This window comes from Desulfurobacterium crinifex (assembly GCF_054656775.1).
On record NZ_BAAHXO010000004.1, the window covers coordinates 889,248 to 903,339 of the forward strand.

Sequence of the window (14,092 nt, forward strand, 5' to 3'; positions counted from 1 at the left end):
GAAGGTTAGCAGGTTGGAAGATTAGAAACTATTGTTGACTTTTCAGCTTAGCGAGGAAGTCTGGAAGAAACCTTGATATCTCCTGAGTAAACTTCAGGTCAGGCTTTTCTGCCATCAGCTCAACCATTGTTCTCAAGTTCAGTGAAACAATGAAACCATCGTCTGTTTCAGATATCTTGAGGAACGGCTTGTCTACCATTATTTTAAAAAGCTCTTCTCTGTAGGAGCTGCCAATCTTAAAAGTCATTACTCCATGTTCAACCACAGAGAGATGACCCATTCCGACAACACGCTCGATCAAGCTTCTGTCATCCTCTTCTGAATACCTACAGAGGAGCTCATCTAAAGGCAGCCCGGAATAGCAAACCCGAGCTGCAGTAGCAACCGTTTTAAGCATGTTTTCTGTATGGGATAGGAGGGTTATTCCCATTAATACTTGTCTCCGTACTTAGCCATAAACTTCTCTACTCTACCTCTTACAACCTTTTGCTTCTGGCTACCTGTGAAGAAAGGATGGCACTGGTTGCAAACTTCGACCTTGATTTCAGGAAACCTTGTTGATCTTGTTACCCATGTGTTACCACATGCGCAGATAACTCTTGTCTCTCTGTATTCTGGATGAATTCCCTTTTTCATATGAACAACCTCCTGATATAATTCCAATCGGCTTTGCGTTAGTGAAGTTTAGTTTAGAGAGCCAAGGGTGTCAAGTGGAACTTGCTAACCTTCTTGATGTGTCGATTCAATTCATAAAGTCTCATCCGGAACTTGCCTGTTTTTCACTCTTTCTATGGGCATTCTTAGAAACAGGATTGCTCATAGGGTTAATTTTGCCTGCTGAGAAAATACTCATAGTTGGCGGTATTCTTGTTTCAAAAGGTGTTATCTCCCCGTTGAGTTTCTTTTTCTGTGGAACCTTAGGAACTTTTCTCGGTTATACAGCAACCTATTTTATTGGTTACTACATAGGAGAAGAGGTTTTAGAGAAGAACCTGCAAAGGTTAAGGCTTAGCAGAGAGGATTTCATCAAGACAAAGCAGTTTGTGGAGACCAAAGGAGAGATATCTCTTGTATTCGGAAGGTTTATCCCTGTTATTAGACCGCTGTTACCTCTTCTTATAGGAGCTTTCAGACCACCACTCAAGAAGTTTACCTTGTTTAATTTTTTAGGTGCTATTTTGTGGATCTCTTCTTATGTTCTGATGGGGAACTTGCTTGGTGAGCTGATATCATTTATCATTACTCATAAAATACCGGGCATTGCCCTAACTGTTGTACTCTTCTTACTCTACCTTGCCTGGAGAAAGTATGGAAAGAATAAAAAACTGTTTTGAAAGGCTTGAAGCAAAGGGAGAGAAGCCGTTAATCGTTTACGCTACAGCCTGCGATCCAAACTGTTCTAAGTCCTTGGAAGTTTTCAGGCTGATACTGAAGTATGCAGATATGGTAGAGATAGGCATGCCATTCTCAGATCCCTTAGCTGATGGGCCTACAATCCAGAAAGCCCATGAAAGAGCACTTGCTGCTGGAACAAATACACAGAAAGTCCTTGAGCTTGTTAAGAAAATCAGAGATTTTGAGAGTGAGAAACCTTTAATTCTTATGGGTTACTACAATCCGATATTTGTTTACGGTGAGGATAAGTTTATTAGGGATGCATTTCAGGCAGGTGTTGATGGATTCATAGTTCCAGATCTTCCTCCAGAGGAAGGAGAGAATTTTGCCAGAAAGGTTAAATCTATGAAGCTTTCTCCCATCTTTCTGGCAGCTCCTACAAGTACAGATGATAGGGTAAAAAGGATAGGAGAAGTAACAGGGGAATTTATCTACTACGTCTCAGTTACAGGGATTACAGGAGAAAGGGAAGAGTTAGCCTACAGAGAGATAGAAAGAGATATTGAAAGGGTAAAAAGGATTACTGGTAAAAGAACTGTAGTTGGTTTTGGTATCTCCCGTGGAAAACACATAAGAGAAATGTATAATAGTCCTGATGGGTTTGTGGTTGGTAGTGCTGTAGTTAAAAGGATAGAGCAAGAAGATTATAAAGGTCTTGAATCTCTATTAGAAGAGCTTAAAGCAGCAACAAAATTCTCTTAATGTTGGAGGAAAAATGTTTGGTATTGGTACTCAGGAACTTATTATAATTCTTGTGATTGCTCTTCTCATTTTCGGTCCAAAGAAATTGCCTGAGCTGGCCAGATCTACAGGAAAAGCAATTAACGAGTTTAGAAAAGCCTCTTCTGGTCTTTTAGATGAAGAAGAAGGAAAGAAGGAGAAAGAACAAGAGAAGGAAAAGACAGTTGTAGCTGAAGCCCAGAAAAAAGAGGAAGTGGAAAAAATAAAGGTTAAGGAATAAAGTCTCGAACATGTCAAAAAGAACAGTCATTCCAGAAGAAGAATTACCGGTAACTGAACATATTGAAGAGCTCAGGCAGAGAATTTTTAAATCGGTAATAGCACTTGTAGTAGGCTTTTTGATTGCCTGGCCCTTTAAGAAAGATATTCTTCTCTTTTTAGAGAAACCTCTTCCTGAAGATTTAAGAGGTAAGCTAATCTTCCTTTCTCCTCCAGAGGCATTTTTTACAGCTTTAAAGGTTTCTTTCTTTGCGGGGATTCTAATTGCCCTTCCTTTTGTTCTCTATCAGGCATGGAAGTTTATAGAGCCTGGGCTTTACGAACATGAAAAGAAATTCATCCTTCCTTTTATCTTTTTCTCGCTGCTGTTCTTCTTTGGTGGAGCATTTTTCGCTTACTTTGTGATTCTGCCGTTTGGTTTGAAATTTCTCCTTGGATTTATGGGAGATCTTCTGACGCCTCAAATTACTGTTGGTAGCTATATCTCTTTTGTTATCCAGATGATACTTGCATTTGGTTTTGTTTTCCTCCTTCCAGTTGTTGTATGGTTGCTTTCAAAGCTTGGAGTCATAAATTACAGGATGTTAGAAAATAACAGAAAGTATGCTATACTGGTTATATTCGTAATAGCAGCAGTTTTGACTCCTCCCGATATATTTTCCCAGGTTATGATGGCTTTACCTCTTTTAGGTCTTTACGAACTCAGTATATGGATAGCAAAAATCACGGGAAGGGAAGAGTAGTAAATAATCCAACAGTGGAAAACCAAATCTGGAGGAAATCCTGTAATGGCGGAAAATACACTGGAGGGCTTAACTATTGACCAACTCCAGAAAATGAGCATTTTTGATCTGAGAAAGATTGCCAAATCCTTAGGGATTGAAGTTAAAACGGCAAAAAAACAGGAATTTATAAGAAGAATTCTCGAAAAGGATGCAGAAAGAAGAGGGGCAATTTTCAGAGTAGGAGTTCTTGAAGTTCTTCCGGATGGATTTGGTTTTCTTCGTTCACCGGAAAACAACTACCTTCCAAGTTCTAACGATGTCTATGTGTCTCCTTCTCAAATAAGGAGGTTTGGTCTCAGAACAGGGGATACTATTGCAGGTGAGGTTAGACTCCCAAAAGAAGGTGAGAAGTACTTTGCCCTTCTAAAGGTTGATGCAATAAACTGGGAATCTCCTGAGATAGCAAAGACAAGACCTCAATTTGATCAACTTACACCTCTTCATCCGACCGAGAGGTTCAGACTTGAACACGATCCGTCAGAGCTTTCTACAAGGGTTGTTGATCTGATCACTCCTGTTGGAAAGGGACAGAGGGGATTGGTTGTTGCTCCTCCGAGAGCTGGAAAGACAGTTCTCCTTCAGAAGATGGCGAACGCTATAAAGACCAATTATCCGGATACTTATCTGATAATTCTTCTCATTGATGAGAGGCCTGAAGAAGTTACAGATATGAAAAGAAACACTTTAGCTGATGAGGTTATAAGTTCAACCTTTGATGAGCCACCAGAAAGGCACGCCCAAGTTGCAGAAATAGTAATTGAAAAGGCAAAAAGGCTTGTTGAGCACAAGAAGGATGTTGTAATTCTCCTTGACTCCTTGACAAGGCTTGCAAGGGCTTACAATACTCTAACTCCTCCAAGTGGAAAGATTCTTTCAGGTGGTATTGATGCCCATGCTTTCCACAAGCCTAAGAGGTTCTTTGGTGCTGCCAGGAACATAGAAGAGGGAGGAAGTCTTACAATCATAGCAACAGCTCTTGTTGAAACTGGTAGCCGTATGGACGATGTTATATTTGAAGAGTTTAAGGGAACTGGTAACATGGAGATTGTCCTTGATAGACAGCTTGTTGAGAGAAGGATATTCCCTGCTATAAATATTCAGAAATCGGGAACAAGAAAAGAGGAACTTCTTCTCTCCGAGTGGGAACTTAACCGTAGTTGGATACTCAGGAGACTTCTTACATCTATGTCCCCTGTGGAGGCAATGGAGTTTCTCCTTGAAAAACTCAGAAAGTATAAGACAAATGAAGACTTCCTGAAGGCGATGAACGCATGAAGGAGCTCATATATTACTCTTTCCTTGAAAGTGCAGACCTAAAGAGGGCTTTTGTAGAGGAAAACAGAGAAAAGATCTACTCTGTTTTCTTAGAAGTTGCAAAGAGGATAAAAGAAGGGAAAAAGATACTTCTCTGTGGTAATGGTGGTTCTGCTGCTGATTGTCAACACATAGCTGCTGAACTTGTGGGCAGATTTGGAATGGAGAGGAGAGCTCTTCCTGCCATTGCTCTTACAACAGACACCTCTATTCTTACGGCTGTTGGAAATGATTACTCATTTGATAAAATATTCGAAAGACAAGTAGAAGCGCTAAGTAAGGAAGGAGACGTGCTTATAGGAATAAGCACAAGCGGAAATTCAAAAAACGTGATTAACGCTGTAAAGAGAGCAAAAGAGTTGGGACTTCTGACTGTAGGTTTTTCTGGTAAAGATGGGGGTGAGTTATCGAAGATAGCTGATCACTGTTTTGTGGTTAAGAGCTTTTCAACCCCAAGAATCCAAGAAGTTCACATAACCCTGGGTCATATTCTCTGTGATTTCATCGAAAAGTATCTCTATTCCTATGACAACTATTTCCCTCCCGTTGGGGAGGGGTGTCAGCAGTAGTCTATTCTGAAAACAAAAATTCCTGTTAAAATTCCCAAACTTGATTTTTACAATTTTTGAAAACTATTTCGGGAGGTTTTCATTATGAAAATAGGAAAAGCTATAAGAATGGAGAGACTTATCAACAGAGAAACGGGAAATACTGTAATAATTCCGATGGATCATGGTGTTTCTATGGGTCCAATTCCGGGAATAATAGACATCAGAGAATCCATAGATAGAGTTGCAAACGGTGGAGCCAATGCAGTTATTATTCATAAAGGTCTTGTAAGGCATGGTCACAGAAAAAGGGGTAAAGACGTTGGATTGATTGTTCATATGTCAGCAAGTACTTCTCTTTCTCCCAAGCCAAATACAAAAGTTCTTGTCTGTACCGTAGAAGAAGCCATAAAGCTTGGAGCAGACGGAGTTTCAATTCATGTTAACTTAGGAGACGTTAACGAAGATAAAATGCTTGAAGATTTTGGGAGAGTTTCTGAAAGTTGTCTTGAATGGGGAATGCCGTTAATAGCAATGATGTATGCAAGAGGAGAACATATAAAAGACCAGTTTGATCCAGAAGTAGTTGCTCACTGTGCAAGGGTTGCAGCCGAACTTGGAGCTGACATTGTAAAAGTTGCCTATACGGGAGATCCTGAATCATTCAGAAAAGTGACAGAGGGTTGTCCAATTCCGGTTGTTATAGCCGGTGGTCCAAAGATGAGCAACGATATGGAAATACTTGAAATGGTTGAAGGAGCTATGAAGGCTGGAGCTAAAGGTGTTTCCATCGGAAGAAATGCCTTCCAGCATGACAACCCTGAAAAAATAGTAAGAGCAATTGCTGCTATAGTTCACGAAGGAAAGTCTGCAAAGGAAGCTGCTGAGTATTTAAAGTAAAGAAAAAGTTAATTTTCCCAACCCCCTTTACGAAAGATGGAACTTTAATCATTCCCCCCCTGTAAGGGGGGGAACGAAGGGGGGGATTAATTCAGATCAAAACAGATTGTTTTAATCTCTGTCATTTCTTCTATTGCAAAGTGAGGTCCTTCTCTTCCTATTCCGCTCTCTTTCACTCCACCATAAGGCATTTGATCAACTCTGAATGTTGGAATCTCGTTTACCATGATTCCACCGCATTCTACCTCTTCGCTAAACTTAAAGGCGTTTTTCAGGTTGTTTGTGAATATTCCAGCCTGGAGACCATAAGGGGAGTTATTTACCTGTTTTATTCCCTCTTCAATGGAAGAGACTTTATTGACAACAATTACTGGTCCAAAGACTTCTTTTTTAAACAGTTTGGCCTCTTCAGGAACATTTATAACAACCGTTGGTTCAATCAATGTATCTGATATTCTATTTCCACCATATACAACTTCTGCTCCGAGCCCCTTAGCCTCTTCTATCCATTCAATTATCCTGTCTGCAGCGTTCTTATCGATTACAGGGCCCATGTCGGTGTCTGATTTTCTGGGATCTCCTACTTTTAGTGTTCTTGAAAAGTCTGTGATTTCTTTAACGAAACTATCAAACAGTTTTTCATGGACGAAGACCCTTTGAACGGAGATGCAGACCTGACCAGCTAGGGCAAAACCACCTCTTGCAACTTTTTCAGCTATTTCTTTGAGCCTATAGTCCTGATCCTCATCTATATAAACACCTGCGTTTGAGCCAAGCTCCATTGCATATTTTTTAAGTCCGCCTCTACTCATTATGATTTTTCCAGTTTCAACGCTTCCCGTAAATGTAATCATCCTTACATCTTCGTTCCTGACTAAGGCATCTCCAGCTTCCTCTCCGTATCCTGTTACGACGTTCACCGCTTCTGGAGGGAATCCAGCTTCAATCAGGACTTCAGCTAACTTTATCACTGTTAGTGAGGTGTTTTCAGACGGTTTAATGATTACGCTGTTTCCTGCTGCAAGTGCAGGAGCCACTTTGTGACAGGTGAGGTTTAAAGGAAAGTTAAAAGGTGTTATGCATCCAATAATCCCAAGAGGAACTCTCCTGTAAAATCCCACTTTGTTTTTGATTCCTGGAGCAGCATCAAATGGAACTTCTTCCCCGAGAATTCTCTTTGATTCTTCTGCAGCCAGCGTTATTGTGTTTATTGCTCTTCCAACCTCTGCCATTGACTCTTTTATCGTTTTCCCGACTTCAAGGGTGAGGATTTCTGCGAATTCTTCCGCTCTCCTTGAAATTATCCTTGCGGCTTTTTGAAGACACTGGTATCTTTCATAAGCTGTCATCTTTTTAATCTTTTCGAACCCTTTCTTTGCAGCCTCTACTGCAAGGTCAACATCTTCTTTTTTCCCTCTTGGAATGGTTCCAACCAAAGAGCCGTCATAGGGAAAGTGAATTTCTATCTCTTCCTGCTTGTAGACTTTTTTTCCGGCTATCAACATGTAACCCTTCATTCTATACCCCCAAAAGTAATCTTGCTGCTAAGAATTCAGGAAGTCCTGCTTTCAAAATTGCCTTTGCTGCAGATTTGACGTCGTATTTTACCTTTCTAAAATAAACGGTTTTTTCATCAAGGATTATAAAAGCGGCATTAGGGTTTTTATCCCTCGGCTGTCCCACGCTTCCTGGGTTTATTAAATATCTTCCCTTTTCTATATTGATGATTGATGCTCTAATTCTATCCGGATTTGCACTTTCGAGTTTATATGCTGCAGGTATGTGGGTGTGACCAGAGAAGCAAACAGGTCTGACCTGTCTGATGAGACTGTAGTAAGCATCTTCGAGGGTTAGTATGTACTTCATACTTCCTGGTGATTCCGGGGTATCATGAACCAACTGGAATTGAGAGGTTAGTATCTGAACTCCTTTTGTTATGAGAAAATCCAGAAATTCTGTTTTTATAACCTCTTTTGTCCAAATAATTGCTCTTGCGGCATAGTCGTTTAGCATTGATAGGTCTATTAAATTCAAAAGTGCCAGTTCATGATTTCCCAGAATGAAGTATTTACAGTTCTCCTTAACCCACTGGAGACATTCGTTGGGGAAAGCTCCATATCCAACAACGTCACCGAGGCACCAGATTTCATCAACCTTTTCTCTTTCTAATTCTTCTGCCACAGCCTGGAGGGCGTGGAGATTTCCGTGTATATCGGATATTATTCCTATCTTCATAGCAATTTAAGTTTATTACGGAGCTCTCCGAAATGGAAGATATTTTGAAGTTGAGAAGCAGAATTCTTAAAACTGTAAGGGAATTTTTTGATTCTCAGGAGTTCATTGAAGTAGAAACCCCGGTACTTGTTCCCTATGAAAATCCCGATTCAAATGTTGTTAACGTCAGAACTCTATTTTCCGACTTTTCGGGAAAGAAATTTGACTGGTTTCTCCACACTTCCCCTGAGTTTTTTATGAAAAGAATTATCTGGCATGGCATTCCAAGGATTTATCAAATCTGTAAGGTATTTAGAGATGGAGAAGTAACAGAGTCTCACAATGTCGAGTTTACAATGGTTGAATGGTATAGAACAGGAGCAGACTACAAAAAAGGAATGGAGGAAACTTTTGAGCTCCTAAAGCACTGCACAAAAGCTGCAGGTAAAAAAGAGCTTTCCTACAGAGGAAGGAGAGTGAAGGTTGATAATTACACAGCTATCACAGTTGAAGAGGCTTTCATAGAATTTGCCGGAGTCAGGAATCTTCTTGATGAAGAAGAAGTTATTAAAGTTTCTGGAGAGAAAGAATATGAATCTGGATTTTTCAGGCTTCTGGTCGATAAAGTAGAACCAGCTCTTTCACAGTTTGAAGTACCTGTTTTTCTTTACAACTATCCCGAGAAGTTCTCAGCAATGGCTAAAGTAAGTAATGGATTTGCAGAGAGGTTCGAGCTCTATGTTTGTGGTCTTGAGTTAGCAAATGGTTATACGGAGCTTACAGATTTCGAAAGTTACAGAAAGAAATTTCTTGAGAAGGGAAAACGGGCATTGGATAAAGGCTTTTTAAGACTTCTTAGAGAAAAACCACTTCCAGACTGTGAAGGTGTGGCTCTTGGTTTTGACAGACTCATCATGTTGATCACAGGAAAGGCTATTAAAGATGTAATTCCTTTTCCCGTAGGAAAGTTAATAAAAGAAGTGAATGGAGAACAGTGAGTAGTGATTATTCTCCCCAGTTTTTGACCAGATTAAATTCCTTTCCTGTTAAAGTTCTAAGAGCCCTCTCAACTACAAAATTGACCAGATCTTCTACTGTTTCTGACTTTCCATAGAATCCGGGAGATGCAGGCAGTACTGTCGCTCCGGCATCTGTGACTCTTAACATGTTTTCAATGTGAATTCTGTTTAATGGGGTTTCCCTGAAGACCAACACTAAGGGTCTTCTTTCCTTCAGCGTTACATCTGCAGCTCTGTGTATCAGATTGTCTGTAATTCCCAATGCTATGTGTCCGAGGGTTCCGGCTGAGCAGGGAGCTATGATCATTCCAATAGTTCTATAGGAGCCACTTGAAGGAGGTGCAAATAGGTCGTTATGATCAAAGAGTGTAACCTGTTCTTCTGGAAGGGAGTTTATAAACTCTTCTACTGTAATTCCTGTTTCGTATTCAAACACTTTTTTTCCAGTTTCTGAGAAGATAATGTCAACCAGATAGCTGTTCGCGACTAAGATTTCTACAATCCTTTTGCCATAGATGGAACCGCTTGCTCCTGTTATTCCAACAACAATTCTTTCCATTCCTATCTCCATGCGTGGTTTCCAAAGAGGAGAGAGAAGATTTTAGCATCTGAAGAATAAACAGCCTCTTCAGATATAAGGAATAACTCTTTTATAATTGAGTTTCAACACAATCTTAATCTGGAGGAGTAGAGTGGAAAAGCTTATAGAGAAAGCATCAATCCTTTTGGAAGCGCTTCCGTATATAAAGAAATTTTATGGGAAGACAATAGTTATTAAGTATGGCGGCAATGCAATGATAAGGGAAGAACTAAAACGTGCTTTTGCTGAGGACGTTGTACTTCTTAAATACATCGGAATTAATCCTGTTATAGTTCATGGAGGGGGACCTCAGATTGGAGAATTCCTTGAGAAGCTGAAGATACCTACTCGGTTTGTTGGTGGTATGAGAGTAACGGATAGAGAAACTATGAATGTAGTTGAAATGGTTCTTGTAGGGAAAGTAAACAAGGAAATTGTTAAGCTCATTAATTCCCATGGTGGAAATGCAGTCGGATTGTCTGGCAAAGATGGGAATCTTATAGTTGCCGAAAAAATTGATTTTAAGAAGTATTTGTCTGAAGTGAAGGCACCGGAGATTATTGATCTTGGATTCGTAGGGAAGGTTAAGAAAGTTAATCCAGATATTGTCACTAAACTGCTTGAGTCCAAATTTATACCAGTAATAGCTCCCGTCGGAATTGGTGAGGACTTTGAAGCTTATAATATAAATGCAGATTTGGTAGCGGGAGAGGTGGCAGCAGCCTTAAAGGCTGAAAAACTTATAATGTTAACGGATGTTGAAGGAATAAAGAATAAAAAAGGTAATTTGATAAAATCTATCGCAAGAGGGGATTTGTCGGGTTTAATTGAAGATGGAACAATTTCTGGGGGTATGATTCCAAAGGTTAAAGCTTGTGAAATTGCATTAACTGGAGGGGTAAAAAAGGCTCATATCATAGATGGAAGGGTGAAGCATTCTGTTCTCCTTGAGATTTTTACACAGGAAGGTATCGGTACAGAGATAATATAAAAAATTACTAATATACAGTGTATGAAATGTTAACCGTAATTAGTAAGTTTTGGTATAATAATTGTGCTTAAAATCTAAAGAATAAGGGGATAAAAACTTTCAGGGAGGTGCCGCGATGGACTTCGTACTACTGGTATCGCGACTGCAGTTCGCGATGACAGCCTTCTTCCACTTTATCTTCGTACCATTAACCTTAGGGCTGTCAACGCTGTCTGCAATCATGTTGACGCTTCACTACGCAACAGGCAAAGAGATCTACCGGGACATGGCAAAGTTCTGGGCTAAACTCTTTGCCATCAACTTTGCACTGGGGGTTGCTACAGGACTGGTTCACGAGTTTGAGTTCGGTATGAACTGGTCGGTCTACTCAAGGTTCGTTGGAGACATTTTCGGTGCACCACTTGCTATTGAAGGACTTCTTGCGTTCTTCATGGAGTCAACCTTCATGGGAGTCTTTCTCTTTGGTTGGGATAAGGTGCCAAAGGGAGTTCATCTCTTAGCTGCATGGCTTTCATCTATCGGTTCAAACCTCTCAGCTCTTTGGATTCTCGTTGCCAACGGATGGATGCAGCACCCGGTAGGTGCTGAGGTTGTTCAGACACTTGCAGGTAAAAGAGCAGAGATGAAAGATTGGTGGGCAATAGTATTTAACCCAGTTGCGGACGTTAAGTTCTGGCATACAGCTACAGCTGGAATGGTTCTTTCAGCAGTATTTGTTCTTGCTGTAAGTGCATACCACCTCCTCAAGAAGCAGCATGTTGAGTTCTTTAAGAAGTCTGCATACATCGCTCTTGTTTTTGGACTTATCGCTTCTGTAGGTGAAGTAGTAATTGGTGACATCCATGCCCATGAAGTTGCTAAAACTCAGCCAACAAAACTTGCTGCAGGTGAAGCTCTTTGGGAGACTAAGAAAGGTGCAAATCTCCTTCTCTTTGCATGGGCTGATGAGAAGGCTCAGAAGAACGTTGTTGAGATTCCAGTTCCAATTCCAGGTCTTCTTAGCTTCCTTGCTGCACACGATTTCAATGCTGAGATTAAAGGTATCAAAGATCTTCAGAAACAGTTTGAAGCTCAGTTTGGTTCAGGAAACTACATTCCACCTGTTAACTTCAACTTCTGGGCATTCCACTTGATGGTCTATCTTGGATTCTACTTTGTGATTCTCTTCCTTGTAGGGCTCATGAAGTTTAGAAATCTTGAGAACAGTACAGGCTACCTGAAACTGGCACTCTACTCTCTTCCATTACCTTACATTGCTTGCTGGCTTGGATGGGCGTTTGCAGAAGTTGGAAGACAGCCATGGATTGTTTATCCACTTACGGATGATTACGGAAAAATTCTGATGCCAGGAATAGGTCTTAAAACTGCTCAAGCTGTATCTCCTCTTACAAATGTGGAAGTTGTCATTACTTATGTTGTCTTTGCTGTTACATTTACAGCCCTTGCTATTGCAGACTTCTATCTTATCGCCAAGTTTGCAACCAAGGGTCCAGAGAAAGAAGCAGAACTCTATTAATGGAGGAGGTGAGAGATGCACTTTGATTTGCCTACAATATGGGCATTCTTAGTTACGGTGCTCATTGCTGGATACATTCTTACGGACGGTTTTGACTTAGGGGTAGGAATTCTTCACACAATTATTGCCAAGACCGATATTGAAAGAAGAGTTATGATCAATGCCATTGGTCCTGTATGGGACGGTAACGAAGTATGGTTTATCACTGCTGGTGGTGCCGCTTTTGCAGCCTTTCCAGAACTCTACGCAGCACTCTTTAGCTCTCTTTACATAGCACTCTTTGTAGTTCTCCTTGCTCTAATTTACAGGGCAGTTTCGTTTGAGTTCAGGAGTAAAGAAGAGGATCCAGGATGGAGGAAGATCTGGGATCAGAGTATCTTCTGGTCAAGTTTTATAGTTGCTCTTCTTATTGGTGTAGCTATCGGTAATATTCTTGCTGGAATTCCAATTAAGAATATGGGTATTGAAGGCGATCCTCTTGCAGGTTTTGTTTATGCTGAAAAGTTCCCACTTAGCTTTATCAATCTTATTAATCCACTTACGTTCCATGGTCTATTTGGACTCCTTGTTGGTGTAACAACTGTTCTTTTTATCATCCTCCACGGTGTCTCCTGGCTTATCTGGAAGACAGAGGGTGAGATTGCTGAAAGGGCAAGAAATATCGCTCTCAAGCTTTGGCTTCCATTCGTTGTAATGTACGTTGTGTGTACTGGAGTTGCTTATACAATCTCATTTAAGATTTCCAATCCAGAAAATGTCAGGTACCTAAACCTTCCAGAGGATATGCTTCAGCAGATAGCTTCAATGCTTAACAATGGTGTTCTTGAGCATGCTCTTTTCAGATTCCCTGTTATCGAGCTTATCCTCATTGTTCTTGCTGCACTTTCAGCGGTTGGCTACTTAATGGCTGTTAAAAACATGAATGGAGCAAAAGCATTCCTCTTCTCATCCTTAACGTTCGTCTTTGCAGGTTTTGCAGTATTCTTCGGTGCTTATCCACTGGCAGTTCCTTCCAGTGTTGGGCTTGAGCACTCAATTACCATCTACAATGGTGCTTCAAGTACTCTCACTCTGACGGTTATGCTCGTGGCAGCTATCATCTTTACACCAATCGTTATTGCTTACCAGGCTTGGGTTTACAAGATGTTCCTCTTCAAGATTTCTTCTGAGTCCATCAAGAGAGAAATTGAAGAGGCTCGTGGATAAGCTTATTAAGGTTAAAGGAGGTAGTTATGTGGCTTATAATAGCTTTTATCTGGTGGATAAGTGTTGCGTGGCTGACATATACACTTGCAAAGTCTAAATTGGAGGGTGAGGGGGTTTAATCCCCCTTTCCTTAAATTCTTGAGAGGAGTGTAAATGTCCGCGATTATTGGGCTTAAAGAAAGGTTCTTTGCAGGTAGAAAGGAGTTGATAGATAAGGCTTATGAGCTCTATGGACAAACTGGAAATTGGGAAGAGGTTGAAAAGTTTTTGAAAGAGGAATTAAGAGAAGAACTTAGCTTCTTTAAGCCCAACCTTTTTACCTACTTTTTGTTAATAGGTGGAGGTTTGCTTTTACCGTTTCTATACCTTTGGAAAGTTGTTTTTGAGCCCGGTACAACTGCTCACTTCCTCTCAAGGCTTGTGTTTATTCTGTGCGCTATGTTTGCCCTTAAAGGAATTGTAGGGCATTATGTAGTCGTCTTCTTGAACAGAGATAGATTTGAGACGGAGCTCAACACTTTAAAAGCCTCAATTGAAGGAGGGAAGGATGGAAAATAGCCCAATTAAAAAGCTTATGTTTTATGGGGTTTTTGGAATATACATTTTGATTGTTCTCATTACTTCTTTCACTATCATTACAATGAAGTAAGGGGGGCTGTCCCCC

The 14,092-nt window shown here is 40.5% G+C and carries 17 protein-coding genes; 12 read left to right on the forward strand and 5 right to left on the reverse strand.

The window, feature by feature from the left end:
* Positions 1–28 precede the first annotated feature (28 nt).
* Together ACYQ3A_RS06715 and rpmE are read right to left on the reverse strand one after the other, a co-directional pair.
* Positions 29–430 (reverse strand): FAD-dependent thymidylate synthase, encoded by a 402-nt coding sequence (locus ACYQ3A_RS06715; RefSeq protein ID WP_459896407.1) that lies wholly within the window; start codon positions 428–430, stop codon positions 29–31.
* The gene (gene rpmE / locus ACYQ3A_RS06720; RefSeq protein WP_459896408.1) at positions 430–636 is read right to left on the reverse strand and encodes a 50S ribosomal protein L31; all 207 of its coding nucleotides are present in this window, start codon (positions 634–636) and stop codon (positions 430–432) included. The genes ACYQ3A_RS06715 and rpmE overlap by 1 nt, the downstream gene beginning before the upstream one ends.
* Positions 637–710: 74 nt before the next feature.
* Between rpmE and ACYQ3A_RS06725 the strand changes: the two genes are divergently transcribed.
* From ACYQ3A_RS06725 to ACYQ3A_RS06755, 7 genes are all read left to right on the forward strand, one after another.
* Positions 711–1,334, forward strand: coding sequence for a DedA family protein (locus tag ACYQ3A_RS06725; protein WP_459896409.1), 624 nt, complete (start codon positions 711–713; stop codon positions 1,332–1,334).
* Complete coding sequence (trpA, locus tag ACYQ3A_RS06730) at positions 1,309–2,097, forward strand: tryptophan synthase subunit alpha (protein WP_459896411.1); 789 nt, start codon at positions 1,309–1,311, stop codon at positions 2,095–2,097. Before ACYQ3A_RS06725 ends, trpA begins: the two co-directional genes overlap by 26 nt.
* A gap of 13 nt (positions 2,098–2,110) precedes the next feature.
* Positions 2,111–2,356 carry a twin-arginine translocase TatA/TatE family subunit gene (gene tatA, locus ACYQ3A_RS06735; RefSeq protein ID WP_459896412.1) on the forward strand — a complete coding sequence of 82 codons (246 nt, stop codon included), beginning with the start codon at positions 2,111–2,113 and terminating at the stop codon, positions 2,354–2,356.
* 10 nt (positions 2,357–2,366) lie between these two features.
* Positions 2,367–3,098 carry a twin-arginine translocase subunit TatC gene (gene tatC, locus ACYQ3A_RS06740; protein ID WP_459896413.1) on the forward strand — a complete coding sequence of 244 codons (732 nt, stop codon included), beginning with the start codon at positions 2,367–2,369 and terminating at the stop codon, positions 3,096–3,098.
* 45 nt (positions 3,099–3,143) lie between these two features.
* Entirely contained in the window at positions 3,144–4,415 is a 1,272-nt protein-coding gene (rho, locus tag ACYQ3A_RS06745; RefSeq protein ID WP_459896414.1) for a transcription termination factor Rho, read from the forward strand.
* Positions 4,412–5,023, forward strand: a complete 612-nt coding sequence (gene gmhA, locus ACYQ3A_RS06750) for a D-sedoheptulose 7-phosphate isomerase (RefSeq protein ID WP_459896415.1) — start codon at positions 4,412–4,414, stop codon at positions 5,021–5,023. Before rho ends, gmhA begins: the two co-directional genes overlap by 4 nt.
* 84 nt (positions 5,024–5,107) lie before the next feature.
* Positions 5,108–5,902 carry a 2-amino-3,7-dideoxy-D-threo-hept-6-ulosonate synthase gene (locus tag ACYQ3A_RS06755; RefSeq protein WP_459896416.1) on the forward strand — a complete coding sequence of 265 codons (795 nt, stop codon included), beginning with the start codon at positions 5,108–5,110 and terminating at the stop codon, positions 5,900–5,902.
* 86 nt (positions 5,903–5,988) lie between these two features.
* Here ACYQ3A_RS06755 and ACYQ3A_RS06760 read toward each other — a convergent pair whose 3' ends face one another.
* Together ACYQ3A_RS06760 and ACYQ3A_RS06765 are read right to left on the reverse strand one after the other, a co-directional pair.
* Positions 5,989–7,419, reverse strand: a complete 1,431-nt coding sequence (locus ACYQ3A_RS06760) for an aldehyde dehydrogenase family protein (protein WP_459896417.1) — start codon at positions 7,417–7,419, stop codon at positions 5,989–5,991.
* 1 nt (position 7,420) lies between these two features.
* Positions 7,421–8,137, reverse strand: coding sequence for a metallophosphoesterase family protein (locus tag ACYQ3A_RS06765; RefSeq protein ID WP_459896418.1), 717 nt, complete (start codon positions 8,135–8,137; stop codon positions 7,421–7,423).
* Between the two features lie 32 nt (positions 8,138–8,169).
* Between ACYQ3A_RS06765 and ACYQ3A_RS06770 the strand changes: the two genes are divergently transcribed.
* The gene (locus ACYQ3A_RS06770; RefSeq protein ID WP_459896420.1) at positions 8,170–9,114 is read left to right on the forward strand and encodes an amino acid--tRNA ligase-related protein; all 945 of its coding nucleotides are present in this window, start codon (positions 8,170–8,172) and stop codon (positions 9,112–9,114) included.
* Positions 9,115–9,121: 7 nt separating this feature from the next.
* On the opposite strand, the gene ACYQ3A_RS06775 is transcribed toward ACYQ3A_RS06770, so the two are convergent.
* The gene (locus tag ACYQ3A_RS06775; protein ID WP_459896421.1) at positions 9,122–9,694 is read right to left on the reverse strand and encodes a UbiX family flavin prenyltransferase; all 573 of its coding nucleotides are present in this window, start codon (positions 9,692–9,694) and stop codon (positions 9,122–9,124) included.
* Positions 9,695–9,827: 133 nt separating this feature from the next.
* Here ACYQ3A_RS06775 and argB point away from each other — a divergent pair, with 133 nt between their 5' ends.
* From argB to ACYQ3A_RS06795, 4 genes are all read left to right on the forward strand, one after another.
* Entirely contained in the window at positions 9,828–10,706 is an 879-nt protein-coding gene (argB, locus tag ACYQ3A_RS06780) for an acetylglutamate kinase (RefSeq protein WP_459896423.1), read from the forward strand.
* A 115-nt stretch (positions 10,707–10,821) separates the two neighbouring features.
* Positions 10,822–12,222, forward strand: coding sequence for a cytochrome ubiquinol oxidase subunit I (locus ACYQ3A_RS06785; RefSeq protein ID WP_459896424.1), 1,401 nt, complete (start codon positions 10,822–10,824; stop codon positions 12,220–12,222).
* A 15-nt stretch (positions 12,223–12,237) separates the two neighbouring features.
* On the forward strand, positions 12,238–13,428 hold the full coding sequence (gene cydB / locus ACYQ3A_RS06790) for a cytochrome d ubiquinol oxidase subunit II (RefSeq protein WP_459896425.1): 1,191 nt from the start codon (positions 12,238–12,240) through the stop codon (positions 13,426–13,428).
* Positions 13,429–13,581: 153 nt separating this feature from the next.
* On the forward strand, positions 13,582–13,986 hold the full coding sequence (locus ACYQ3A_RS06795; RefSeq protein WP_459896426.1) for a hypothetical protein: 405 nt from the start codon (positions 13,582–13,584) through the stop codon (positions 13,984–13,986).
* The last annotated feature ends 106 nt before the right edge of the window (positions 13,987–14,092 follow it).